This is a genomic window from Micromonospora sp. NPDC049107 (genome assembly GCF_040648595.1).
Classification (GTDB): domain Bacteria; phylum Actinomycetota; class Actinomycetes; order Mycobacteriales; family Micromonosporaceae; genus Micromonospora.
The window spans coordinates 387753-412269 of sequence record NZ_JBEZEC010000001.1 but is presented as its reverse complement, the minus strand read 5'-3'; the positions used below and the strand labels follow the sequence as shown (position 1 = coordinate 412269).

The window sequence follows — 24517 nt, the reverse complement described above, 5'->3', positions numbered from 1 at the left end:
CTCGCCTCCTATGCGGAGTGCGGAACGGCCACGAGCGGCTCGATCCGCACCGACGTGAGTAGGTCCCGCTCGTGCCCGACCTCGCGCTCGGCACCGGTGAGCCGCAGCGGCAGGGCGTCCTCGATCTCCGCGCTGGAGCGCCCGAACCGCAGCTCGACCGCGCCGGGCTCGACCACCCGCCGGCCGGACCGACCGGTGAACGACGTGACGTCGGCGGGTACGCCGAAGGTGACGTGCGCCCGCGCTCCGGGCTCCAGCGGCACCCGGGCGAAGCCGACCAGCCGGTGCACCGGCCGGGTGGTCTGCGCCACCGGGTCGTGCAGGTAGAGCTGCACCACCTCGGTGCCGGCCCGGTCACCGGTGTTCCCGACGGTGACGCGCACCTGGACCTCGCCGTCCACCGCCCAGGGGGTTGGTTCGTCCCGCGTCGCACCCACGACGGTCGCGTCGGACCACTCGAAGGTGGTGTAGCTCAGGCCGTGACCGAACGGGTACGCCGGGGTCGGGTCGATCGAGGACACCTTGTTGCGACGCCCGAGCGGCGGCGACAGGTAGGTGCCCGGCAGCCCACCCGCGTCACGGGGCACGCTGACCGGCAGCCGCCCGGACGGGTTCACCGCGCCGGTGAGCACCTCCGCGAGCGCCTGCCCGCCGAGTTGGCCGGGGAAGAACGCCTGCACCACGGCCGCCGCCGGGTCGAACTCCGGGCCGAGCGCGTACGGGCGACCGGTCAGCAGCACCAGCACCACCGGGGTACCGGTGGCGAGAACGGCCCGGACCAGGTCCGCCTGCACGCCGGGCAGCCGCAGGTCGGCGGCGTCGCAGCCCTCGCCGGAGGTGCCCCGGCCGAACATCCCCGCCCGGTCCCCGACGGCGAGCACGCACACGTCCGCGTTGGTCGCCGCGGTGACCGCCGCCGGGATGCCGGACGCGTCCTCGCCGGTGACGGCGCAGCCCGGCTCGTGGACCAGCAGCGGGACGCGGCGGGCCAGCTCGTCGCGCAACGTGCGGATCTCCACCCCGAGGCCGTGGTCGGGGTGGTTGACGCCGACGTGGTTGGGGAAGGTGTAGCAGCCGAGCATCGCCATCGGGTCGTCGGCGAGCGGACCCACCAGGGCGACCCGGGTCGCGACGGGCAGCGGCAGCACGCCGGTGTTGCGCAGCAGCACGACGGACTCGCGGGCCAGGCGTACGGCGACGTCCCGGCCGGCCTCGTCGTCGAGGCGCAGGGCCGCGACGTCGTCGGGCAGGGCCCGCCAGTCCTCGTCGAGCAGGCCGATGTCGATCTTCTGGATGAGCACCCGGCGCACCGCCCGGTCGATCAGCGCCGCGTCGACCTCGCCGGCGTGCACCGCCTGGACCAGCGCGTCACCGAAAGCGTCCACGGTGGGCAGTTCCACGTCGATGCCGGCGCGCAGGGCGAGGCGGGCGGCGTCGACGGCGTTCCCGGCGACACCGTGCAGGGTCTCGAGGAACCGTACGGCGAAGTAGTCGGCGACCACGATGCCGGTGAAGCCCCACTCGTCGCGCAGCAGCCCGGTCAGCAGGTGTTCGTCGGCGGCGGCGGGCATGCCGTCGATCTCGGCGTAGGAGTTCATCACCGAGCGGGCGCCACCGAGTCGTAGCGCCATCTCGAACGGCGGCAGGATGTGGTCGGCCAGTTCGCGGCGGCCCATCGACACCGGGGCGAGGTTGCGTCCGCCCCGGGAGGCCGAGTAGCCGGCGAAGTGCTTCAGGGTGGCGACGAGGCCGGCGTTCTCCAGGCCCCGCACGTACGCCGCGCCGGTCGTTCCGACCAGGTACGGGTCCTCCCCGATCGTCTCCTCGGTGCGGCCCCAGCGGTAGTCGCGGGTGACGTCGAGGACGGGCGCGAGCCCCTGGTGTACGCCGGCGGCGCGCATCGACGCGCCGATCCGACCGGCCATCTCCTCGACCAGCTCGGGGTGGAACGAGGCGCCCCAGCCCAGTGGGGTCGGGTAGACGGTGGCCTTGAAGGCCGCGAACCCGGTCAGGCACTCCTCGTGCACCTGGGCCGGGATGCCGAACCGGCTGGCGGCCACGATCTGTTCCTGGGAGGCGGCGAGCGAACGGGCGCCGAGCACCGGGTCGACCGGCGCGGTGCCGAACGGGCGGGTGAGCTGACCCAGGCCGTACCGGATGATCGTGTCCCACGACGGGGTGTTGGCGACCATGTCGGACTGGTGCGGCGCGACGCCCTGGCCGGACGCGTCGGCGCCGACCCAGACCCCGAAGAGCTGGGCGACCTTCTCCTCGACGGACATCACCGCGAGCAGCGCCTCGGCCCGGTCGGCCGGCGACAGCCGGGTGTCGCGCCACGGTGCGGCGTCGCGCGACGCCGATTCGCTGTCGACGGGCTGCTGACTTCTCATGCCGAGACCCCTTAGCTCCGGCCACGAACCGCGCCGTCGTGGGACCGGTTGGTGGCGCGCGGTTCCACAATCCGAAACTTTCCGGAAACCAGAGCAACCTTTTCGGCAACCTAAGTCCGCCGCCTGGACCTGTCAAGAGTTTCGATGTGTCGTGGGATGCCTACCAGCGCGCTCAGCTGCATCGACGGGAATCGTCGGCTGATCGTGTTAGTGTCCTCCGAAACTTTCGGATGCGGTATGAGGCTGCGATGACAGAGCACCACCCGCTCGGCCCACCCGGCTCCACCACCACCATCGCGACGATCGCCCACGACGTCGGAGTGTCGGTCGCGACGGTCTCCAAGGTCCTCAATGGCCGCGAGGACGTCTCCCCCGGCACCAGAGCCCGGGTCGAGGCGAGTCTCGACCGCCACCAGTACCAGCGCCGCAGCCGGCGTTCATCCTCCGCCACCCGTCGGATCGACCTCGTCTTCCACGAGTTCGACACCGGTTGGGCGATGGAGGTGATGCGCGGGGTCGAGGCGGTGACGAGCGTCGCCGGGATCAGTCTCGCCGTATCCCAGCTCGGTGGCGCGCACCGCCCGGCGTCGCGATGGCTCGACACCCTGCTGGGTCAGCGTCCGCTGGGCGTGCTGTTCGTCCTCTGTCACCTCAGCGACGCGCAACAGCAGCTCCTGCGGCGTCAGGGCGTACCGTTCGTCGTGATCGACACCGACAGCGCGACCTCGGCGTCCGTGCCCACGGTCGGCTCGAACAACTTCAACGGCGGCCTGCTCGCCGCCCGGCACCTGATCGAGCTGGGACACCAGCGGATCGCGGTCATCTCCGGGCCGCCCGACATGCTCTGCAGCCGGGCCCGGGCGGCCGGCTTCCAGTCCGCGCACGACGAGGCCGGGTTGACCCTCGACCGCGAGCTGGTCCGCTTCGGCAGCTTCTCCGCCGGCACCGGGCACACCCACAGCCTCCAACTGCTGCAACGACCGGACCGACCCACCGCGATCTTCGCCGGTTCGGACATCCAGGCGATGGGGGTGCTCCGGGCCGCACGCCGGTGCGGCCTGCGCGTCCCCGAGGACCTTTCGGTGATCGGGTACGACAACCTGCCGCTCGCCACCTGGACGGACCCGCCCCTCACGACGATCAACCAGCCGCTGCGCGACATGGCCGGCATCGCCACCCAGATGCTGCTCGACCTGTCCGCCGGCACCGAGCCGGCGACCAGCCGGATCGACCTGGTGACCGAACTGGTCGTCCGGGAGAGCACCGCGCCCCCCGCCCCACCCCGCTGACCCTGCGAGGACCCGTGCCCGACGCCGCTGTGCGCCTCGACGAGCTCGAGCGATACTCCCCCACCGTCACCGAGCCGGAGGACTTCGACCGGTTCTGGGGTGACACCCTCGCCGCTGCCGCCGCCCGGCCGGTACTCGTCGACGTCCGTCCCGAGCCCACCGACCTGCGCGTGCTCGACACCTGGGACGTCACGTTCGCCGGCTTCGACGGCGACGAGGTACGGGCCTGGTTCACCCGCCCGGCGGGCGTACCCGGACCGCTGCCCGCCGTGGTGGAGTACGCCGGCTACGGGCGCGGCCGTGGTCTGCCACACGAGCGGCTGGTCTGGCCGGCGGCCGGGTACGCGCACCTGTTGATGGACAACCGAGGCCAGTCCGGGCTGTACGCCGCCGGGGACACCGCCGACCGGCACGGCGCGCCCGGCGGGCCCTGGCCGGCGACCTGGGGAATCCTCGACCCGTACGACTACCACTACCGCCGTCTGATCACGGACGCCGTCCGGGCCGTCGAGGCGGTGCGCGCCCTGCCCGGAGTGGACGCGGGCCAGGTCGCCCTGCTCGGCAACAGCCAGGGCGGGGGCGTGGCGCTGGCCGTCGCCGGCCTGGTCGACGATCTCGCGGCGGCGCTGATCACCGCGCCGTTCCTCTGCGACGTCCAGCACGCCATCGAGCTCAGCGACGCCTCGCCGTACGGTGAGATCGCCCGGTACCTGGCGGTGCACCGGGAGGCCGAGGCCGCGGTCCGGCGCACGCTGTCCTACGTCGACGGGGTGACCTTCGCCCGGCGGGCCACCGCGCCGGCGCACTTCGGCATCGGTTTGCGCGACACCGTGTGCCCGCCGAGCACCGGCTTCGCGGCCTACAACCAGTACGGCGCCGCGACCGGCCGACCCGACGCGCCACGGCGGGAGATGCACGTGTACCCGTTCAACGGTCACGAGAGTGGCGAGGCCCTGCACGTCCGGCGGCAACTGCGCTGGCTCGCCGCGACGCTCGCGAGTTGACCGTACCCATGGTCGGCGGTCGATGCGTTGCCGGTGTTAGCGATAACAAGCTATGGTGCGTCCGGGCGGGGTGAAGGGCACATCCCGACGTCCGGGTTCCTGGTCGTCGTCCCATCACCCGAGGAAGCCCCATGAGCCCTGTGACCCTTGGTAAACCCGTACCCCCGACACCCGACAGGCCCGCGACGACCCCGAGGCCCCGCCGGGCCCGGTTGTGGTGGGCGGCGCTGGCCGCCGTCGCGGCCATGACCGCCGCCGTACCGGTGGCGACCGCGCCCGCGAGCGCCGAATCCAACGGCGGGGTACGCGTCATGCCCCTCGGCGACTCGATCACCGACGGCTTCAACGTCGCGGGTGGCTACCGGATCGAACTCTGGCAACGGTTCGCGTCCGGCGGCTACCGGATCGACTTCGTCGGCTCGATGTTCAACGGCCCGTCCAGCCTCGGTGACCACGACCACGAGGGCCACTCCGGTTGGACCATCGCGCAGATCGACGCCAACATCGTCAACTGGCTGCGCGCCACCAACCCGCGCACCGTGCTGCTGCACATCGGCACCAACGACATGTACGGCGACACCTCCGGAGCGCCCGGCCGGCTGGCCACCCTGGTCGACCGCATCACCAACACCGCGCCGAACGCGGACGTGTTCGTGGCGACGATCATCCCGAAGTCCGGCGCGGACAACGTGGTCCGGGGCTACAACGCGGCGATCCCGGGGATCGTGCAGACCCGGGCCGCGGCCGGTAAGCGCGTCCACCTGGTCGACATGTACCGCGCGTTGACGCTCAGCGACCTGGCCGACGGCGTGCACCCGAACGCCACGGGCTACCGCAAGATGGCCGTCGCCTGGTACGACGCCCTGCGCGCGGTTCCCGGCAGCATCGGCGGGGACACGCCGACCACCCCGCCGCCCACGACTCCCCCACCGACCACGCCGCCGCCGACCACGCCCCCGCCGACGACCCCGCCGCCGACCACTCCCCCGCCCACCACGCCGCCGCCGGCGGCGGGCTGCCGGGTCACGTACACGGTCAACGCCTGGAACAACGGGCTCACCGCGGCCGTCTCGGTGACCAACACGAGCAGCAGCGCGATAACCGGCTGGGCCCTAGGGTTCACGCTGCCGAGTGGACAGACCATCACCGGGGGCTGGAACGCGGACTACTCCCCGACCAGCGGCGCGGTGACCGCCCGCAACGTCTCCTACAACGGCACGATCGCCGCGAACACATCGGTCGACATCGGCTTCCAGGCCACCCACACCGGCAACGCCGGCAAGCCGACCGCCTTCACGCTCAACGGCACCGCCTGCACGGTCGCCTGACACACGCCCCGGACAAGGAACGCGGGGGCGGCGAGAAGAGCTTCTCGCCGCCCTCGCAAGCACGGGTGGCTCAGGGGCGCGGCTGGAGTCGGGTGGTCGGACCATTGGACGCCACCCCAGCATGCATACGGAGGCATGTGGTCGACGCGCCAGCGTCCGGATCTGCCGATGAGCGTGCACGGTCCCGCCCGTATCTCGGATCTCCGGTGACGGCCGAAGGTGCGGTGTGTGCCTGTCAGCTGGGTTGTGTGTCCCACCAGCGCGGCAGGTCGACGTCCGGCGCTTCCGGGTTGGTGAAGTGGAACGGCACGCCGGCATGTCGCGCGACAGCCTGGCCCTGCTCGATCGCCTGTTGTGCCTCCGGCCACGGCGGTACCTGCCCGGTGAACAGGCGGATGTCTCCGCCGTGTCGTAGCACCGTCAACGGCACCTCATCGAAGCGGTCGTGGTGTCGGCCCGGTCGGCTCACGATCGCCACCAGGACGACGAACCAGCCCTGTGTGTCGCCGTCCCAAAAGGCTTCGACGGCGAGGATTGGTGCGGCGATGGCGTCCGCCTTCTCGATCAGCTGCGCGGTCGTCGGTGGCGGTGGCTCGGGCTCGAGGAGACCCTGCCGGTCCAGTTCGGCGCGTCGCTCGATCAGAAGATCCTGCGCCTCGTACAGGCCGGGCGGCGGTTGCAGTCCGCCTTCCTGGCGCAGGAGGACGACCGCCTGGATCAGTCGACGCGTGCACAGCAAGTCGTCTAACTGCTTCAGTAACTGCGGGTCGATCGCGTTCCACCAGGCGTTGGTCGCAAGCATCTCGCCATTATCGTCGGGCGGCGTCAACGCCGACGGACAAGCCCTGATCCGGCATCCGGATCTGCCGCCGACCGTGCGCGCTGGTGCGGAGCGTCCGTCACCCCTGGTAGCTGTCGGAGGTCGTGCCTATTTGCAGCATGTGGCGGCGGCATCGGGTGGCCGGGGCCGTGGCGGCCGACGATCTGTCCGAGGTCGCGGCAGCTCTTGCCGCGGTGGGTGAGCTGGGCGAGTGCCCGCAGGGACAGGCCAGCCTGCTCACTAAGTTGCCGGAGGGTGGCGCCGAAGCGTGGGTCGACGTGGGCCGTCATGGCGGTGCTCCCAATAGCGGACGGCAATGGCGGCACCGCCGGCTACTACACCGCCGGGCCACCATGTCGAGGCTAGCGCCCTTGTGCCTGGCTTGGCATGCTCCGACGCGCACTAGGGGCGCCCCGGGCGCTGATCGTCCGCTGTGGCTGACCGCCGTGTCGATGTGCTGTTGAGCGTGATGCCACAGGGGCATCAAGATGACTCTGTGGCATCACGCTCAAGGAGGCATCCGCCCCTACCGAGGTGACCGGGGGTCACCGCCGGCCGCCGGCTGCCTGTTCGATACGACCGACGGCCGACCGCTCAGCGGGTCGCCGCACGGTAGAGGCGGCTCACCGTCTCGGCGACGCAGACGGGCTTGTCGCCACCATCGCTGTTGACCGTCACCGCCGTGACCAGCTGCACCCCACCGCTGACCGGCGACACCTCGGCGATGACCGCGCTGGCGCGTACGGCCGCGCCGACCCGCAGCGGCGCGGGAAAGCGCACCCGGTTCAGCCCGTAGTTGACGCCCATCGCGACGCCCTCGACGCGGTAGAGCTGGCCGGCCAGGGCCGGCACCAACGACAGCGTGAGAAAGCCGTGCGCGATCGGGGCGCCGAAGGGTCCGGCCGCCGCGCGTTCCGGGTCGATGTGGATCCACTGGTGGTCGTCGGTCGCGTCGGCGAACAGGTTCACGCGGTCCTGCTCGATCCGCTGCCAGGGGCCGGGGCCGAGGGTCTCGCCGACCGCGGCGGTCAGCTCGTCGACGGAGGTGAAGACGCGCATGCGGGTGTCCTTAGTGCTGGAGGGTGCCTGACGCACAAACTAGCGGTGATAGTTAACGCCGTCCAGACCCGATGACGCCGTGGCGGCGCTCAGCGTTCGGAGGCGAGACCGGCGTGCTGTTCGGTGGCGAACGCGCGGGCCAGCTCGGTGCGGGAGCGGATCCCGAGCCGGTGGAAGACGTTGCGCAGGTGGTGGTCGACCGTCCGGGTGGACAGGAACATCCGGGCGGCGATCTCCCGGTTGGTGGCACCCTCGGCGACGAGTCGGGCGATCCGGAGCTGTTGACCGGTCAGCAGTCGGGCCGCCGGCAGATCCGGCGGCCCGACCGACTCCCCGGCGGCGCGCAGCTCGGCCGTGGCCAGCTCGGCCCAGCGACCGACCCCGAGCAGGGTGAACGCCTCCCGGGCGCGGTGCAGGTGCTCCCGGGCGTCCCGTGGTCGCCGGCTGCGCCGCAGGTCCTGGCCGAAGAGCAGCTCGGTCCGGGCCCGTTCGAACACGCCGGCCTCCGTCGGGTGCAACCGCAGCGCCGTCCGGAACTCGCGCTCGGACTCGACGCCGCCCCGGGTCGCCAACAGCGCGTGGCACCGGGCCGACAGCGCCCGGCGCAGCGGGCTCGCGGTGCTGCTCGCCCACCTGTCGAAGGCGGCGAGGGCGGCGGTCGCCGCCGGCCGGTGCGGCAGGTGCGCGGCGGCCTCCACCAGGTACGGGGTGGCCATCACCTGGACGAGCACCTGGCCCCGACCGGTACCGAGCCGGGCCAGGGACGCGAGGCGGGTCGCCGCCTCGGCGTGCCGACCGTCGACGAGGTCCAGCACGGCCAGCGCCCAGCCGGCGAGCGCGTGCGGTCGGCTGCCCGGTGTCGACGTCGTACCAATCTCCCGGATCCGCCGCAGGCTGCTCTCGCGGTCGGCGCGTACGGCGGCCAGCACGGCGAGCATCCCCAGGTGGACGTCGGCGCAGTTGAACTGCCCGGTGGCCCGCGCCACCCGCAGCCCTTCGCGGGAGGTCTCGGCGGCCGTCTCGTGCCGGCCCAGCCAGTACTCGGCGACCGCCCGCAGCTCCAACGCGCGGGACAGCATGGACAGCTCGCCGTGCTCGCGCGCCAACCCGACGGCGCGTTCGGCGAGGCGGTGCGCGGCGCCGTCCACGGCCACCACCAGTCCGGCCGCCGCCGCGCAGGCGAGCGCGGTCGGGGTCAGCTCCGGCCCGGCGAGGCGGCCACCCAGCACGACGGCCCGCCGCAGCGCGGGCCCGGCTCGCTCGTGATCGCCGCGCAGCGTGGCCGCCACCCCGGTGACGAGGCATCCGGTCAACTCCACGGCCGGCGGGTCGTCACGCCGGCGGAGCGCGTCGGCACGCCGGCCGACCTCCGCGTACCGGTACTGGTCGCCGGCGAAGCAGACGGCCTCACCGGCGCGCGCGAGCCCCTGCATGGCTCGGGCGCGGTCGGCGGCGGCCACCGTCCGCGCGGCGGACAGCAGGGTGGCCGCCGCGCCGGGCGCGTCGTCGCAGCGCAGGTCGATCTCGCCGCGCAACAGCCCGGCCTCGCCCTCGACGAGCGGGTCCGCGCAGGTCGCGCGGAGACGGTCGAGCAGCAGGCGGGCCTGGCCGGGTTGTCCGCCGGCCCAGGCGTAGCGGGCAGCCGCGAGCAGGCGGGCGGCGGCGTCGTCGGGGCGGTCGCTGAGCGCGGCGGCCCGGCACAGCGCCGCCGACGCAACGGCCCAGCCGTTGCGCCCACCGGCCGCCGCCCGCTCCAACTCGGCGGCGAGGGCCGGATCGGCGCCCGCGGTCGCGTCGGCGAGGTGCATCGCCCGGCGTAACCGCTGGCCGAGCGGATCGAGTACGCCCGCGAGCAGCCGGTGTGCGGCCCGGCGCTGCGCGAGCGGGGCGGCGGCCGCCACCATCGCGCGGGCCAGGGGCTGGGCGAAGGTGACGCCTGCCGAATCGACGCGGACCAGCCCGGCGGCCTCGGCCGGGGCGAGCGCCTCGATGACCATGCCGGCGGCGTCGGCCGCGCGGACCAGGGTCGCCGCGTCGTCCGACTCGTCGAGCGCGGCGAGCAGCAGCATCCGACGCGTGTCCGGCGGCAGCCGGTCGAGACGGGCCCGGTAGGAGCGCCCCAGCGCGCCGTCGGCCGGCGGCGCGACCGGAAGCGGTTCCTCCCCGCGCCACTGCGCCGGGGTGAGTACGTCGGCGAGGTCCACGAGCGCCTGCGGGTTGCCGCCGCCGACCTCGGCGAGCATGGCGGCGACCGGAGCGGCGGGCCGCTCGGACAGTCGGTCGGTGAGGACGGCGATGCAGTCCCGCTCGTTCAGCGGGGCCAGTCGGTGGGTCACGAGTCCGTCGACGGTGGCGGTGGCGTCCGCGGTGAGCAGGACGACGACCGGCAGCCGCCGCAGCCGGCGGGCAACGACCGCGAGCACCTGCGTGGTCTGCGGGTCGCCCCGGTCCACGTCGTCCATCGTGGCGAGCAGCGGACGCTCCCGGGCGGTCGCGGCGAGCAGCCCGAGGACGGCCACCGACAGGGCCAGCCGGCGCTCGGGTGGGCAGCCCTCCCCGTCCATGACCCGGTACAGCAGGCGGCGGCGCTCCTCGGGCAGGGCGGTCGCGCGGTCGCGCACCGGGTCGAGCAGGCGTTGCAGGCCGGCGTACGGCAGCATCGCCTCCTCGGGCAGCCCGGTCGCGGCCAGGACCGCGCAGTCCTTCGCGTACCGGTGCGCGTAGGAGATCAGCGCGGTCCGACCCGACCCCGGCTCGCCGTGCAGCAGCAGAGCGCCGCCACCGTCGGTGACGCCATCCAGCAGGCTCCGGACGGCCGCGCACTGGTCGTCCCGGCCGCGCAGCACAGTTATTTGCACTCGTGATGCAGCAACCATGCGTCTCAGTGTCACTCATCCGGAAGCGGATGGAAAGAGGACAGGCCGGGATCAGTCGGCCGCGACCTCGGCCAACAGCGCGCCCACCGTCCGGGTCATCACCGCGCGGGCCGCGTCCACCCCCAGACCGAGGCCGTAGCGCAACATCGACCAGGCCGGCCACATGCTCGCCGCCACCACCGCGTTGAGCAGTTGGCCGCGCTCGCGCCCGGCGCGCGCCAACTCGGCGGCGAAGAGCTGCTCGACCTCGTCGCGGACCCGGTCGACGTGCTTGACGCGGTTGCGGCGCAACTGCTCGGAGACCGGCTCGCGCATCTGCGCGGCCCGTGCCGACGGCGCGATGAGCTGGAGCAGTCGCGCCCGCTGCCGGCAGTACGCGTCGACCCGCTTGGCCAGCGGCAATGTCGTCGAGATCGGCCGGTAGGCGGCGTCCTGCTGCCGCAGCACCTCCGCGCCACTGGCCTCGAAGAGCGTCTCCATGTCCTTGAAGTTGGTCCAGAGCGTCCGCAGCGAGATGCCGGCCCGTTCGGCGATCCGCTCGCCGGTGGGCCGCAGGTCACCCTCGGTGATGAGCGCCAGGTGCGCCTCGACGATGGCCGCCCGGGTGCGTTCGGCACGGGCCGTCCGTCCGTCGACCCGCGCCGGCGTCTCGACCCTGTTCATCCGCCCCCGCCCTCTCACCGCCACGGTGTCGTCCGGCTCTGCGACGAGTCTAGACAGGCGATGATCGGGACACTGCGCGTACGCGTGGGCGGCGTCATCCGGGCCGGCCGGATTGCATTCACGGTGCAAATAGTATGAGAGCTGTTCGGTATCGGTCAACGCCCGCCAGCGGTGACCGCCGCGCACCCCCGCGCAGGGTCGTACGGCCCGGACGTGGTCACCCCCGGGCCGTACGACCAGATGCCGCGGGTCAGGAGGCGGTCGGCACCCCGTTCGCGGGCGGCGCGACCGGCGCGGCCGTGTACTCCTTGACCGGCCCGTCGCGCTCGTCGGTCTCGTAGGTGGGCCCGAAGTAGCTCTGGACTCCCCCGCTCACCCGGCTCAACCGCTGCCCGCCGTAGCCGGAGTGGTCGTCGGCGGCGAAGCGCAACGGCGCGAGACCGGGCCCCTGGAAGCCACCCTTCTCGACCGCGTCGACGACCTTCTCACGGGTGACGTCCTTGCCGGCGGCGAGCAGCACCTGCACGAACAGGTAGCCGACGGACATGCCGTAGACGGTGTTGCCGTCGAACGGCGCGTCCCCGTTGTGCGACTTGTTGATCTTCGTGAAGAGCTGGATCCACGGGTTCGCGGTGTCGTTCTGCATCGGCAGGTAGTTGGTGCCGACCATGCCCTCCAACAGCGGCGCGGCCGCGCCGAGCTGCTTGGCCAGGGTCGGCTGGTCGGCGCCGACGTTGGACACCAGCCACTGTGGCTTGAAGCCCAACCGCGCGGCGGTGCCGATGGACAGCGCGGTGAAGCCGGGCACGGTCGCCAGCACGACGACCTGACAGCCGGCCGCCTTGAACGCGCCGATCTGCGGGGCGACGTTGGTGTTGCTGGTGACGTACGTCTGCTTGACCGCCACCGCCTGAGCGCCGAGGACCTTCTCCACGCCGGCCAGGCTGTCGCGGCCGAAGTCGTCGTCCTGACCGAGGAAGCAGACCTTCTGGCCGGCCAGGTTCGACTTCGCGTAGTTGGCGAGGATCTTGCCCTCGACGGTGTAGTCCGGGTTGAAGCCGAACGTGCCGGGATAGGTGTCGGGCTGGTCCCAGCTCCGGCTGCCGGAGGCGACGAAGAGGTCCGGCACCCGGTTGCTCTTGAGGAAGTCGAGCACGCCGCTGTGGGTCGGCGTGCCGAGGCCGTTGAGGATGGCGAAGACCTTGTCCTGCAACACGAGCTGGCGTACCACCTGCTGGGTGTTCGCGGGGTTGTAGCCGTCGTCCATGACCTTGTAGGTGATCTTCCGGCCGTGCACGCCGCCGTTGGCGTTGACGTAGTCGAAGTACGCCTTCGTCGCCGGCGCGATCTTGGAGTAGCCGGCCGAGGCCGGCCCGGTGAGCGGCATGTGGGTGCCGACGACGATCTCGGTGTCGGTGACCCCCGGCACCGACCTCCCGCCGGAGGCGGGACCGTCGTCGCCGCCACAGCCAGCGGCGGCGATGAGCAGAACGATGGAGCTGGCGATCGCGAGACCGCGTCGCGCCGTAGGGTGCATGGGAGACACCGACCTTTCTCGGTCCGGTTGGGTGGGAGCGGTGTGGTGGGTGGAGCGCCCGGCGGAGGCCGGGCCGGGGACAGCTCAGGAACGTCGCGCCGGCCAGCGGGCCAGCAGCGCCCGACCGAGGCGGGCCAGCAGACCCTGCACGCCGCCGGGCGCGGCGATCATCACGACGATCAACGTGATGCCGAAGATCGCCAGCGGAAGGTTGCCCTCCAGTCGCTGCGCCACCGCTGGCGAGAGGGTGAGCAGCTCGGTCACGGAATGGGTGAGATCGGGCAGGGCGACCAGCAGCACGGCCCCCCAGAGCGCGCCGGCGAGGCGACCGAGACCGCCGATGACCACGGCCATCAGCAGGAACAGCGACAGCGTCAGCGAGAACGCCCCGGGTGACACGCTCTGCGCCAGCACCGCGAGCAGGCCACCGCCGAGCCCCGCGGTCGCGGCGCTGACCACGAACGCGAGAACCTGGGTACGGGACACGTGGATGCCCGCCAGTCGGGCCGCCACCTCGTCGTCGCGAACGGCCCGGAAGGTCCGCCCGTACCGGCTGCGGACCAGGTTCGCCAGCAGCAGCAGCGCCAGCAGCGTGGCGGCGCCGCAGACCCAGAGCTGCCACCGCTCGTACGGGAAGTAGGGGCCGAGCGCCAGCGGCGGCGGCTCCACCGGCACCGACAGCCCCTGCTCACCGCCCAGGACGCCGTCGAAGGTGACGGCCAACGCCGGCACGACGACGGCCACGGCGAGCGTCACCCCGGCCAGGTAGGGGCCGCGCAGCCGGGCCGCCGCCACACCGACCACCGCGCCGACCACGACCGTGCCCAGCACCGCCGCGAGCAGCGACAGCGCCAACAACCAGCCGCCGGTCCACCCCCGGTCCAGGAACGCGTTCTGGCACAGCGCCACCGTGTACGCCCCGGTCGCCATCAACGCCCCGTGCCCCAACGACAGCTGCCCGTTGAGCCCGGTGAGGACGGTCAACCCGGCGGTGGCGCAGAGGTACGCCGCGATCGTGGCGAGCTGGAAGTTGCGGAACGGCTCGACGGCGTAGCTGACCGCCACCAGCAGCGCCCCCACGGCGAGCGCAACGGCCAGGTGCCGCAGCAGGGTGGAGCCCCGTCGCGGCTCGGGCGGGCGGTCACCGGCGTCGGCCGGCCGGTGCTTCGGCGGCAGGGCCGCCCGGGTCGCGCTCACACCCGCCTCGCCACGACCGGGGCGAACAGCCCGCCGGGCCGCACCAGCAGCACCGCCAGCAGCAGGACGAGCACCGCCAGCGGGGTGAGGTCGCTGCCGGCGTACCCGCTCACGTAGGAGAGCAGCAGCCCCACCGCGAGGCCGCCGACGACCGCCCCCGGTGGACTGTCCAGCCCACCCACCACCGCCGCGGTGAACGCCGAGACGAACACCAGGTCCATGGCGTGCGGGTGCAGGCCCAGCTCGGTGGGGATGACCAGCATCGCGGCGAGCGCGCCCACGCCCGAGGCCAACGCCCAGCCGAGCGTCAACATGCCGCCGACGTTCACCCCGAGCAGTCGGGAGACCTCCGGCGCGAACGCCGCCGCGCGCATCCGCAACCCGATCGAGGTACGGGCGAACATCCAGCCCAGCCCGCTGACCACCACGGCGATCGTGGCGAAGACGAACAGGTCGTACGGCGACAGCACGGCGATCCCGCCGACGGTGAGGGCGGACCGGCTGAACGGGACCTCGGCGGGGCGGAACTCGTTGCCGTACACCATGCCCAGCACCGCCTGGATCAGCAGCACCAGACCGAGCGCGACGATGACCGGGTTGAGCGGTGACGCGTGGTCCACGTGCCGCATCACGACCCGGTCCACCAGCGCGCCGAGCAGCAGGCCGGCGACGATCGCGACGACGAAGCCGAGCCAGTAGACGCCCGTCGCGGCGGACACCGAGTACGCGACGTACGCGGCGGCGACGGCCATCGCGCCCTGGGCGAAGTTCACGACCCGCGCGGCCCGCCAGATGAGCACCAGCGCGAGCGCGAACGCGGCGTACACCGCGCCCCGGGACAGACCGTCGACGGTGAGGAAGACGAAGCGGTCCAACTGTTCTCCCTCCAGGGACATCCGGTGTTGGTCAGAAACCGAGGTACGCGTGGCGCAGGTCGACGTCGTCGCGCAGCGTCGCCGCCGGGGCGGCGATCACCACCTGGCCGAGGGACATCACGACGCCCTGGTCGGCGACGGCGAGCGCGCTGCGCACGTTCTGCTCGACCAGCAGCACGGTCAGGCCGGTCCGGTCGCGCAACTGGCGCAGCAGGGCCATGATCCGGGCGACCACCCGGGGCGCCAGGCCCAGCGACGGCTCGTCCAGCAGCAGCAGGCGCGGCCGCCCGACCAGCGCCCGGCCGAGCGCGAGCATCTGCCGTTCGCCTCCGGAGAGCTGGTGGCCGAGGTGACGACGACGCCGCGCGAGGGGCTCGAACAGCTCGTAGACCTCGTCGAGGGCGCGGCCGGCGTCCGCCCGGTCGCGTCGCCACAGCCCACCGAGCCGCAGGTTCTCATCGACCGTCAGCTCGCCGATCACGCCCCGACCCTCCGGGACGTGCGCCATCCCGCGCCGTACGAGCTGTTCCACCGGCGTACCCCGCAGGTCCTCCCCGGCGAGGACGACCTGGCCGGCGGCCGGCCGGATCATCCCAGAGAGCGCCCGCAGCAGCGTCGTCTTGCCGGCGCCGTTGGCGCCGACGACGGCGGCGATGGTGCCGGCCGGCACGGTGAGGTCGACGGCCCGCAGCACCGGCGCGGCCCCGTAACCGGCCACCAGCCCCCGGACCACGAGCAGATCCGGCGCGCTCATGGTGTGGGCTCCTCGACGAGGGCCCCGAGGTAGGCGTCGGTGACCGCCGTGTCGTCGCGGATCTCGTCCGGCGGCCCGGTGGCGATCACCCGGCCGAAGTCGAGGACCACGATCTCGTCGCAGACGTTCATCACCAGGTCCATGTGGTGCTCGACGAGCAGCACCGCGCACGGGTCGACGTCCCGCCGGGGCAGCCGCCGGATCAGGTCCGCCAGCTCGGCGATGTCGTCCGCGCCGAGGCCGCCGGCGGGTTCGTCGAGCAGCAGCAGCCGCGGTCGCGCGGCGAGCGCGCGGGCCAGGGCGACCCGCTGGCGTACGGCGAAAGGAAGCGTGCCCGGCGCGGCCTCGGCGTGCTCGGCGATGCCCAGCTCGTCGAGGACGTCCAGGGCGTGTCGGCGCAGCCGGCGCTCGTCGCGGTCGCTGCGGGGCAACCCGAACAGCGCCGCCGCGAAACCCGCACGGGCGGTGTGGGATGCGCCGGCCATCACGTTCTCCACCACACTGAGCCCCGCGAAGAGCCCGGTCCCCTGGAGGGTTCGGGCGATGCCGAGGCGGGTCAGCCGGTGGGGTTGGGGGCGCAGCGGTCGACCGTCGAGGGTGAGCGAACCCGTCTGCGGTGTGACGAAGCCGCAGACCACGTTGAACAGGGTGGTCTTGCCGGCGCCGTTGGGCCCGATCACGCCGACCACCCGGGAGGGTGGCACCCGGAGCGAGACGTGGTCGAGGGCGGTGAGGCCGCCGAAACGGACGCCGATGTCGTGCAGTTCGAGGCCGCGCTCCATGCACCCATCCCTCTGCCGTGGCGGGTGTTATTTACACTCGCAGTGTACGTTTCTCGGTGATCGCGTCAAGACCCCTCGATACGCCCGAACGGCCGGGACGGCCGCCGTGGGGCGACCGTCCCGGAGGCGCGCGCTCAGGCGCTCGGGCAGGTGTTGCGGTACTCCTCGATCTGCGACCCGGTGGGGCCAGGGCAGAGGAACTGCTCGTAGCGGGTGTCGTCGTCGACGAACCGCTTGAGCCAGGCCACCATCTGCCGCGCCGTCGGGGTGTTGACCGTCTGCGGGAAGAAGTGGCTGGCCCCGTTCAACTCCAGGTAGGCCTTCTCGGCCGAGGACGGAATGCTGTTGTAGAACGGGACCGAGTGCGTGGCGACCGGCGCGACGGTGTCGCTCTCGCCACCGATGATCAGCGTCGGCACGCGCAGCTCGGACCAGCTCTTGTCCGTGTTCCAGGGCGCGAGGGGCACCGCGGCCTGCAACGACGGTCGGGACGAGGCCGCCTCCAGGCTGCCTCCGCCGCCCATCGAGTGGCCGGCCACCGCGAGCCGGCTGCTGTCGATCCGGCTCCGCACCGAGCTGCGCTGGGTGAGGTAGTCCAGCGCGGCGAGCAACTGCCGGCCCCGGCTGTCCGGCTGGTCGAGCCGGGTGTTGGTCTCGATGCCGATCACCACGAAGCCGTGCGAGGCGATCCGTGGGCCGAGCCAGCTGATGCTGGACCAGGCGGCGGTGTAGCCGGGTGAGATGGCGACGGCGCCGAAGGTGCCCTCGCTGGTGCTGGTCGGGTAGTAGATGACCCCGCCGCCGAAGCCGGTGACGCTCAGCGCGGACACGCTCTGCGACGCGGTGGCGAAGGGGCCACGGCTGGCCTCCAGGATCGCGGTGGTCGGGTCGGGACCCCGGTCGTAGGGGCCGGCCGCCTGTGCGGCACCCGTCGGTCCGACGAGGACACCGGCGACGAGCAGGGTGGCGGCCAGCGCGAGCCGGGCGGCTCGGGCGGGCAGGGAACGGGGACGGGTGGTGGTTGGTGACGACACGTCGGGCACTCCCTAGAGTCGAGGAATATCGACGTTCGTCAGTGTCATTTGCCCGGGTCGGGCGGCGCATCGGTGAAATCACCAGTCCCGGATTTATCGTGCGTTTCGCCCCTCAAGGCAGGGGTAGGGGTGCAGGGGCCAGCCCAAACGCTCCAGCGAGAGGTTCGCCCAGTGGATTCCAGCAAGCCCGCCGAGGCGGTCAAGAACGTCGTTAAGACCGCCTCCGATAAGATCGCCGACGCCCTCACCCCGGACGTGCCGGGCGCACCTGGCAGCGCGCCGCCCACCGTCGAGGAGCCGACCTCGCCGCACGATCCGCTGCCGCCCAAGACCGAACAGGGCGCGCCGCAGACGCGTACGCCCACCGGCGTCGAGACCGGCGCGCCGACGACCGCGAACGGCCAGCAGGGGGCGTACCTCACCACGGCGAACGGGGCCCGGCTGCGCGCCACCGACCACTCGCTCAAGGCCGGCCCCCGGGGACCGGTCCTGCTCCAGGACCACCACCTACGCGAGAAGATCACGCACTTCGACCACGAGCGCATCCCGGAGCGCGTGGTGCACGCGCGGGGCGCGGGCGCGCACGGGGTGTTCACCGCGTACGGCACCGCCGAGGCGGTCACGAGGGCCGGCTTCCTGAAGAAGGGTCGGGAGACGGAGGTCTTCGTCCGGTTCTCCACCGTCCTCGGATCGCGCGGCTCGGCCGACACCGTCCGGGACACCCGGGGCTTCGCCACCAAGTTCTACACCGACGAGGGCACCTTCGACCTGGTCGGCAACAACATGCCGGTCTTCTTCATCCAGGACGCCATCAAGTTTCCCGACATCATCCACGCGGCGAAGCCGCACCCGGACCGGGAGATCCCCCAGGCGCAGAGCGCGCACGACACATTCTGGGACTTCGTGTCGCTGCACACCGAGGCGCAGCACCACACCATCTGGAACATGTCCGACCGGGGCATCCCGCGCTCGTACCGGACCATGGAGGGCTTCGGCGTACACACCTTCCGCCTGGTCAACGAGGCCGGGGAGACGGTGCTGGTCAAGTTCCACTGGAAGCCGAAGCTCGGCGTGCACTCCCTGACCTGGGAGGAGGCGCAGATGCTCGGCGGCATCGACCCCGACTTCCACCGTCGGGACCTCTACGACGCGATCGAGGCGGGCGCGTTCCCCGAGTGGGAACTCGGCATCCAGGTCTTCCCCGACACTCCCGAGGAGACCTTCGCCGGCATCGACCTGCTCGACGCCACCAAGATCGTCCCGGAGGAGTTGGCGCAGGTGCAGCCGGTCGGCCGGCTGGTCCTCAACCGGACGCCGACGAACTTCTTCGCCGAGACCGAGCAGGTCGCCTTCCACCTCGGCCACCTGCCGCCGGGCATCGACGTCACGAACGATCCGCTGCTGCAGGGGCGACTCTTCTCGTACGTCGACACGCAGCTCACCCGCCTCGGCGGGCCGAACTTCACGCAGATCCCGATCAACCGTCCGCACGCGGCGGTCAACGACATGCTGCGTGACGGCTTCCACCAGCACGCCGTGCACGCCGGGGTGGCGCCGTACCGGCCGAACTCCCTCGACGGCGGCAACCCCTTCGAAGCCGGGGACGCCGAGCACGCCTTCGTCGACGTGCCGGTGACGGTGGCGCAGGCGCCCAAGGTCCGCGCGAGCCCCGCGTCGTTCGACGACCACTACAGCCAGGTACGACTGTTCTGGCTGAGCATGTCGCCGGTCGAGCGGGAGCACATCATCCGGGCGTACACCTTCGAGCTGGGCAAGTGCTACCACCAGGCGATCAAGGAACGCCAGCTGCGGTGCCTCGCCAACATCGACCCGGTGCTGTGCGAGCAGGTGGCCACCGGCCTGGGGCTGCCCGCGCCGCAGCCCACGGTGACGCCCGTCGACGTCACGCCGAGCCCGGCCCTGTCGCAGGTCGGCGGGGAGTGGCCGGCCGACGGTCGCACTGTCGGGATCGTCGTCGACCCCGACGGTGACCTGAACGACGTCGACGAGGTCCGTCGGGCCGTCTTCGACGCCGGCATGGTGCCGCTGCTGATCGCCCCACACGGTGGCCTGGTGGGCGACCTGACGGTCCAGCGGACCTTCGCCACCGGCCGGTCGGTCGAGTTCGACGCGCTCCTGCTGGCCGGGGCCCCGGTGCCCGCGCCCGACGCGCTGCCCGCCCGCGACGCCAAGGCCGGTCGGCCGGACGCGGCGACCGTCGACCCGCGCGTGCTGCTCCTCGTCGAGGAGTGCTGGCGGCACGCCAAGGCGATCGGCGCGTGGGGCGCCGGTGTCAGCGTGCTGGAGCAGGCCGGGGTGGCCGGCACCCCCGGCATCGTGGCCGCCGGCTCCGGCGTCGAGGCGCTGACCGGGGTGCGGCGGCTGATGGCCGCGCACCGGGTCTGGGACAGGTTCCCCGCCTCGGTCGGTTGATCCGACGTCGACGAGGGCCGTCCCCCCGCTTCGACGGGCGGGCGGCCCTCGTCGTCGTGGACGGGGCTTGATCGACGCGACATCGCCCATCTGGCGGTAACCGGGCCGGCAGATGCCCCCACTTCGCTGAACTGGTGTCGATCACGACCGCGCCCGACTCAGCCGATGTCGGCCAGCCGCGGCAGCACCTCGTCGCCGAGCCGCCGGGCGAACTCCACGGGGTGCCGGTCCGGCGTGACCTGCACCTCGGTGACGCCGAGCGCGGCGTAGTCGGACACCTCGGCGAGGAACGCGTCGAGATCCTCCAGCGGCGGCTTGCTGGCCAGCACGGTTTTCTCGATGCTGTCGTAGTCGCGGCCCTCGGCGGCGCAGTGCCCGCGCAGCACGTCCAGCTTGTGCGCGATCCCCTCGGCGCCCGTGCCGAACAGGTTGCAGGCGTCGGCGTACCTGGCGACCAGCAGCAGTGTCTTCTTCTCGCCGCTGCCGCCGATCATGATGGGCGGATGCGGACGGCGCAGCGGCTGCGGCGAGTTAATCGTCTCCGTGAGCTGGTAGTGCCGCCCGTCGAACGGCCCATCGTCGTCACTCCACATCTGCTTGCAGATCCGCAGCGTCTCCTCCAGTCGCTCGAACCGCTCGGCGACCGGCACCACGGGCACGCCCAGTCCCCGCTGCTCCCGCTCGTACCAGGACGCCCCGATGCCGAGCCGGGCCCGGCCGCCGGAGAGCACGTCGAGGGTCGTCACGGTCTTGGCCAGCAGCCCCGGATAGCGGTACATCACACCGGTGACCAGTACACCCAGCGTCATCCGCCGGGTCTGCGCCGCGACGTAACCCAACGTGGTGTACGCCTCCAGCATCGGCTCCTCGGCCGGCGCCAGCGCCTCCATCTGGAAGAAGTGGTCCATGACCGTGAACGAGGCCACTCCGGCCTGTTCGGCGATGGTCGCCGCCTCGCTGAGGGTCGGCGCGATGGCCGCCGGATCGGCGGGAGTCGAAAAGTTCCAGTAGTGCAGACCGAGCTTCATGTTCGGCACCTCCGCGATCGAGCCTAGTAGCGCTCCCCGGGTTCCCAACGCGTCGTCGGCACGATGGTGGTGGTCCCGCTCCGACGAACTGGCGGAGTCCATTACCGGATCATGACAATCCGAGGACCAGGCGCGGATATCCCGCTGGCACCTTCTGCTGGGTGATCCAAGAGCTGTCTCTCACCGAGCCACGACCGGGCGGGTACGACCCCGACGCGCGCGTCCGGTTCCGTCACCGGCGGCAGGCCGACACCGGCGGACCGCAGCGGGTGCAGTGGGCCGACGCCGCGAAGGGCGTGTGCATCGTCCTCGTCGTCGGATGGCACGTCGTCGTCAAGGACTACCTGCAGATCGACTGGCACGTGGGGGTACCCGTGCCGGGCCTGTGGGGCACGCTGGGTGAGCAGTTGCTGCCGCTGCGCATGCCGCTCTTCTTCACCATCAGCGGCCTCTTCGCGGCCAACGCCGTGCAGCGGCCCTGGCGCGCCGTCGCCCGGGGCCGCATCGCGGGCTTCTTCTACCTGTACGCCCTCTGGCTGCTCATCCACACGGCGGTCCTGGCCGTGACGCCGGACTTCCCGACCGACCGGGCCACGTCCGCCCTCGGTCTGCTGGCACAGCTGACCGTCACACCCTCCAACCTCTGGTACCTGTACGCCCTGGCGCTCTACTTCACGCTCGCCAAGGCGACCCGCCGGCTGCCCCGGTCGCTGGTCGTCGTACCCGCCGCGGTGTTGTCCGCCGTCACCGCCGCCGGCCTGCTGGCCACGCCGGGCAACCGGGGCGGCCTCTATGCGAACCTGGTCTTCTTCCTGGCCGGCCTCTACCTGCGGCCGCACATCCAACGGTGGGCCGCCACCGCCACCCGGCGTCGACTGGCGCTGACCGGCGGGGCGTACGCCCTCGCGCTCGCCGTGATGGCGGCGGCCGGCGCGCAACGGTGGTTCGGCGTCTGGCCGGCGGTCTCCGTCGTCGCGGTGGCCTTCGGCGTCACCGCCGCCGCCCGGCTGGTCCGGTGGCCCGCTCTCGGCGACCGACTGGCCGCGCTCGGACGCGTCACGTTACCCATCTACGTCATCCACATGCCGCTGCTGGCGCTGCTGCACCGCCTGCTGGCCGCCCCGGTCTCCGAGCTGGACGCGGGCGCCCAGGGCCTGATCGTGCTGGGCTACCCGATCCTGCTGACCGCGCTCGTCGCCGGGCTGAGCCTGGGCGTGCACCGCGCGCTGCTGGCGGCGCGCGGCCGGTGGCTGTTCGCGCTCCCCGGGACGCGTCGCGAGGCGGTCGCCGGATGAGCGCGTTGGCCGAGGCGGTGGTCGACCTCGGGGCGATCGCCGACAACGTACGGACGCTCGCCGCCGTCACCGGCACGGAGCTGATGGCGGTGGTGAAGGCCGACGGGTTCGGGCATGGCGCGGCGCCGGTCGCCCGGGCCGCGCTGCGCGCCGGCGCCACCTGGTTGGGCGTGACCTCGGCGGCCGAGGCCCTGGCCCTGCGCGCCGCGGGCATCACCGCGCCCACGTTGAGCTGGCTGCACCGCCCGGACGACGACTTCACCGGGTTGATCCTCGCGGGCGTCGACGTGGGCGTCTCGACGATTACCCACCTGCACGCGCTCGCCGACGCGGCCCTGCGGGGCGGCGTGCCCGCGACAGCGCAGCTCAAGGTCGACACGGGCCTCACCCGCAACGGCGCCGGCCGCGACGACTGGCCCGACCTGGTGGCCTGGGCCCGCAAGTACGAGGTCGAAGGCACGGTCCGGGTACGCGGTGTGTGGTCCCACCTCGCCGACGCGGACGTACCGGGCGCGCCCGCGCTGGACGGTCAGGTGCGGACGTTCGCCGAGGCGCTGCGCGTCGCCCGGACCGCCGGCCTGGACCCCGACTTCGTCCACCTGGCCAACTCGGCGGCGGCACTGTCCGCGCCCCGGACCCGCTTCGACCTCTGCCGGATCGGGCTGGCCCTCTACGGCGTCGACCCGTTCGGCGCGGTCGGTCCCGGGGCGTTCGGGCTGCACGCCGCCCTGACGCTGCGCACGACCGTGGTGAACGTGAAGCGGGTGCCGGCCGGCACCGGCGTCTCGTACGGGCCGGAGCACGTGACCGCCGCCCCGACGACGCTGGCGCTGTTGCCGCTCGGCTACGCCGACGGGCTGCCCCGCGCGACCGAGGGCCGGGCCGAGGTCTGGCTCGGCGGCCGGCGCTGCCCGGTGGTCGGGCGAATCGCCATGGACCAGTGCGTGGTCGACGTGGGTGACCTGGCGGTGCGGATCGGCGACCCGGTCGTCGTGATCGGCACGGGACGCGACGACGACGCGCCGGCCGTCACCGAGTGGGCGCGCTGGGCCGGCACCAACCCGCACGAAATCTTGACCGGAATCGGGGCGCGGGTGGGCCGCGTCCATCTCCACGAAAGGGCGGACGTCGCATGTTGACGCGACTGGCAGTGCTGTACGGCGGACGAAGCGGCGAACACGAGGTGTCGCGGCGCTCGGGGGCCGCCATCCTCGCCGGTCTGGACCGGGAGCGGTACCAGGTCACCGAGGTGCTCATCGACACCGACGGCGGCTGGCACGTGGACGGTCGTCCGATGGGCCTGCCGCAGGCGTTGCGGGTGCTGCGCGCCCAGGACGTGGTGTTCCCGGCCCTGCACGGCCCGTACGGCGAGGACGGCACGGTCGCGTCGCTGCTGGAATGGCTCGGCGTGCCGTACGTCGGCAACGGGGTGTTCGCCAGCGCGGCGGGCATGGACAAGGGCGTCACCAAGCGGCTGCTCGCCGCGGAGGGCCTGCGGGTCAGCCCGGGTGTGACCCTGCGGCACGGGGAGACCCTGTCGCCGGCCGACCAGCAGCGGCTGGGACTGCCGGTCTTCGTGAAGCCGGCGCGGGCGGGGTCCAGCCTGGGCGTGGTCCGGGTGACGGAGTGGTCGGCGCTGCCCGCCGCGCTCGCGCAGGCCCGGGCGGTCGACCCGAAGGTGCTCGTCGAACAGGGCGCGCACGGCCGGGAGATCGACGTCGCCGTCCTGCAGCACCCCGACGGACGGGTGCAGGCCGGTCCGCCACTGGAGATCCGGGTCAGCGGCGCGGGCTTCTTCGACTACGACGCGAAGTACGACGGCGGGGCGGTCTTCCAGATCCCGGCCCAGCTGGACCCGGCCACCACCGAGGTGCTCCAGGACCGGGCCGTCCGCGCCTTCGAGGCCCTCGACTGCCGGGGGCTGCTGCGGGTCGACTTCTTCCTCCCCCACGAGGGCGCCGAGCCCATCGTGAACGAGGTCAACACGTTCCCCGGCTTCACCGCCGAGTCGCAGTTTCCGCAGATCTGGCAGCGGGCGGGCATCGAGTTCCCCGCCCTGCTCGACATCCTGATCGCCGGCACGCTCACCGACCGGAGTCGGGTCCTCTCCCCGGGGCTGCTCCGACCGGAACGGGCGGTCGACCTGGTGTGAG

Annotated in this window: 19 protein-coding genes; 7 read left to right on the top strand and 12 right to left on the bottom strand. The window is 72.7% G+C overall.

Annotation, left to right across the window (positions count from 1 at the left end):
- Positions 1–8: 8 nt before the first annotated feature.
- Positions 9–2390 carry a glycoside hydrolase family 3 N-terminal domain-containing protein gene (locus tag AB0B55_RS01675; RefSeq protein ID WP_357169440.1) on the bottom strand — a complete coding sequence of 794 codons (2382 nt, stop codon included), beginning with the start codon at positions 2388–2390 and terminating at the stop codon, positions 9–11.
- A gap of 248 nt (positions 2391–2638) precedes the next feature.
- On the opposite strand from AB0B55_RS01675, the gene AB0B55_RS01670 reads away from it, so the two are divergent.
- The 3 genes from AB0B55_RS01670 (at position 2639) to AB0B55_RS01660 (ending at position 6011) form a co-directional block, all read left to right on the top strand.
- On the top strand, positions 2639–3679 hold the full coding sequence (locus AB0B55_RS01670) for a LacI family DNA-binding transcriptional regulator (RefSeq protein WP_357169436.1): 1041 nt from the start codon (positions 2639–2641) through the stop codon (positions 3677–3679).
- Between the two features lie 14 nt (positions 3680–3693).
- Positions 3694–4683 carry an acetylxylan esterase gene (locus tag AB0B55_RS01665; RefSeq protein WP_357134654.1) on the top strand — a complete coding sequence of 330 codons (990 nt, stop codon included), beginning with the start codon at positions 3694–3696 and terminating at the stop codon, positions 4681–4683.
- A 245-nt stretch (positions 4684–4928) separates the two neighbouring features.
- Complete coding sequence (locus tag AB0B55_RS01660; protein ID WP_357134684.1) at positions 4929–6011, top strand: cellulose binding domain-containing protein; 1083 nt, start codon at positions 4929–4931, stop codon at positions 6009–6011.
- Positions 6012–6246: 235 nt separating this feature from the next.
- Here AB0B55_RS01660 and AB0B55_RS01655 read toward each other — a convergent pair whose 3' ends face one another.
- The 10 genes from AB0B55_RS01655 to AB0B55_RS01610 all read right to left on the bottom strand — a co-directional run bounded on the left by AB0B55_RS01655 (position 6247) and on the right by AB0B55_RS01610 (position 17608).
- A complete protein-coding gene (locus AB0B55_RS01655; protein WP_357169433.1) occupies positions 6247–6813 on the bottom strand; it encodes a hypothetical protein in 567 nt (188 codons plus the stop codon).
- 612 nt (positions 6814–7425) lie between these two features.
- On the bottom strand, positions 7426–7890 hold the full coding sequence (locus tag AB0B55_RS01650; protein ID WP_357134656.1) for a MaoC family dehydratase: 465 nt from the start codon (positions 7888–7890) through the stop codon (positions 7426–7428).
- 89 nt (positions 7891–7979) lie between these two features.
- Complete coding sequence (locus tag AB0B55_RS01645) at positions 7980–10748, bottom strand: AAA family ATPase (protein ID WP_357169430.1); 2769 nt, start codon at positions 10746–10748, stop codon at positions 7980–7982.
- 69 nt (positions 10749–10817) lie between these two features.
- Positions 10818–11429: a TetR/AcrR family transcriptional regulator gene (locus AB0B55_RS01640; protein ID WP_357134659.1), complete on the bottom strand. Its 612-nt coding sequence runs from the start codon at positions 11427–11429 to the stop codon at positions 10818–10820.
- A 250-nt stretch (positions 11430–11679) separates the two neighbouring features.
- Positions 11680–12966: an ABC transporter substrate-binding protein gene (locus AB0B55_RS01635; RefSeq protein ID WP_357134660.1), complete on the bottom strand. Its 1287-nt coding sequence runs from the start codon at positions 12964–12966 to the stop codon at positions 11680–11682.
- Between the two features lie 84 nt (positions 12967–13050).
- On the bottom strand, positions 13051–14163 hold the full coding sequence (locus AB0B55_RS01630) for a branched-chain amino acid ABC transporter permease (protein WP_357134662.1): 1113 nt from the start codon (positions 14161–14163) through the stop codon (positions 13051–13053).
- The gene (locus AB0B55_RS01625) at positions 14160–15038 is read right to left on the bottom strand and encodes a branched-chain amino acid ABC transporter permease (protein ID WP_357134686.1); all 879 of its coding nucleotides are present in this window, start codon (positions 15036–15038) and stop codon (positions 14160–14162) included. Before AB0B55_RS01625 ends, AB0B55_RS01630 begins: the two co-directional genes overlap by 4 nt.
- 31 nt (positions 15039–15069) lie before the next feature.
- Entirely contained in the window at positions 15070–15792 is a 723-nt protein-coding gene (locus AB0B55_RS01620; RefSeq protein ID WP_357134663.1) for an ABC transporter ATP-binding protein, read from the bottom strand.
- Positions 15789–16574 carry an ATP-binding cassette domain-containing protein gene (locus tag AB0B55_RS01615; RefSeq protein ID WP_357134665.1) on the bottom strand — a complete coding sequence of 262 codons (786 nt, stop codon included), beginning with the start codon at positions 16572–16574 and terminating at the stop codon, positions 15789–15791. The genes AB0B55_RS01620 and AB0B55_RS01615 overlap by 4 nt, the downstream gene beginning before the upstream one ends.
- 134 nt (positions 16575–16708) lie before the next feature.
- Positions 16709–17608, bottom strand: coding sequence for an alpha/beta hydrolase (locus AB0B55_RS01610; RefSeq protein ID WP_357134667.1), 900 nt, complete (start codon positions 17606–17608; stop codon positions 16709–16711).
- Positions 17609–17779: 171 nt separating this feature from the next.
- Between AB0B55_RS01610 and AB0B55_RS01605 the strand changes: the two genes are divergently transcribed.
- The gene (locus AB0B55_RS01605) at positions 17780–20041 is read left to right on the top strand and encodes a catalase (RefSeq protein WP_357169427.1); all 2262 of its coding nucleotides are present in this window, start codon (positions 17780–17782) and stop codon (positions 20039–20041) included.
- A gap of 158 nt (positions 20042–20199) precedes the next feature.
- Here the strand turns inward: AB0B55_RS01605 and AB0B55_RS01600 are convergent, their stop codons facing one another.
- Positions 20200–21171 (bottom strand): LLM class F420-dependent oxidoreductase, encoded by a 972-nt coding sequence (locus AB0B55_RS01600; protein WP_357169424.1) that lies wholly within the window; start codon positions 21169–21171, stop codon positions 20200–20202.
- Positions 21172–21230: 59 nt separating this feature from the next.
- On the opposite strand from AB0B55_RS01600, the gene AB0B55_RS01595 reads away from it, so the two are divergent.
- The 3 genes from AB0B55_RS01595 to AB0B55_RS01585 are packed head-to-tail and all read left to right on the top strand — an operon-like array spanning position 21231 to position 24516.
- On the top strand, positions 21231–22364 hold the full coding sequence (locus tag AB0B55_RS01595) for an acyltransferase family protein (protein ID WP_357134673.1): 1134 nt from the start codon (positions 21231–21233) through the stop codon (positions 22362–22364).
- Entirely contained in the window at positions 22361–23503 is a 1143-nt protein-coding gene (alr, locus tag AB0B55_RS01590; RefSeq protein ID WP_357169421.1) for an alanine racemase, read from the top strand. The genes AB0B55_RS01595 and alr overlap by 4 nt, the downstream gene beginning before the upstream one ends.
- A complete protein-coding gene (locus AB0B55_RS01585) occupies positions 23497–24516 on the top strand; it encodes a D-alanine--D-alanine ligase family protein (protein WP_357169418.1) in 1020 nt (339 codons plus the stop codon). The genes alr and AB0B55_RS01585 overlap by 7 nt, the downstream gene beginning before the upstream one ends.
- Position 24517: the final 1 nt, after the last annotated feature.

Excerpts from the sequence above, each read along its gene's own strand:
- AB0B55_RS01650 (WP_357134656.1), bottom strand. The coding sequence starts at position 7,890 with ATGCGCGTCTTCACCTCCGTCGACGAGCTGACCGCCGCGGTCGGCGAG.
- AB0B55_RS01655 (WP_357169433.1), bottom strand. The coding sequence starts at position 6,813 with ATGCTTGCGACCAACGCCTGGTGGAACGCGATCGACCCGCAGTTACTG.
- AB0B55_RS01675 (WP_357169440.1), bottom strand. The coding sequence starts at position 2,390 with ATGAGAAGTCAGCAGCCCGTCGACAGCGAATCGGCGTCGCGCGACGCC.
- AB0B55_RS01670 (WP_357169436.1), top strand. The coding sequence starts at position 2,639 with ATGACAGAGCACCACCCGCTCGGCCCACCCGGCTCCACCACCACCATC.
- AB0B55_RS01635 (WP_357134660.1), bottom strand. The coding sequence starts at position 12,966 with ATGCACCCTACGGCGCGACGCGGTCTCGCGATCGCCAGCTCCATCGTT.
- alr (WP_357169421.1), top strand. The coding sequence starts at position 22,361 with ATGAGCGCGTTGGCCGAGGCGGTGGTCGACCTCGGGGCGATCGCCGAC.
- AB0B55_RS01620 (WP_357134663.1), bottom strand. The coding sequence starts at position 15,792 with ATGAGCGCGCCGGATCTGCTCGTGGTCCGGGGGCTGGTGGCCGGTTAC.
- AB0B55_RS01660 (WP_357134684.1), top strand. The coding sequence starts at position 4,929 with ATGACCGCCGCCGTACCGGTGGCGACCGCGCCCGCGAGCGCCGAATCC.
- AB0B55_RS01615 (WP_357134665.1), bottom strand. The coding sequence starts at position 16,574 with ATGGAGCGCGGCCTCGAACTGCACGACATCGGCGTCCGTTTCGGCGGC.
- AB0B55_RS01640 (WP_357134659.1), bottom strand. The coding sequence starts at position 11,429 with ATGAACAGGGTCGAGACGCCGGCGCGGGTCGACGGACGGACGGCCCGT.
- AB0B55_RS01585 (WP_357169418.1), top strand. The coding sequence starts at position 23,497 with ATGTTGACGCGACTGGCAGTGCTGTACGGCGGACGAAGCGGCGAACAC.
- AB0B55_RS01600 (WP_357169424.1), bottom strand. The coding sequence starts at position 21,171 with ATGGACTCCGCCAGTTCGTCGGAGCGGGACCACCACCATCGTGCCGAC.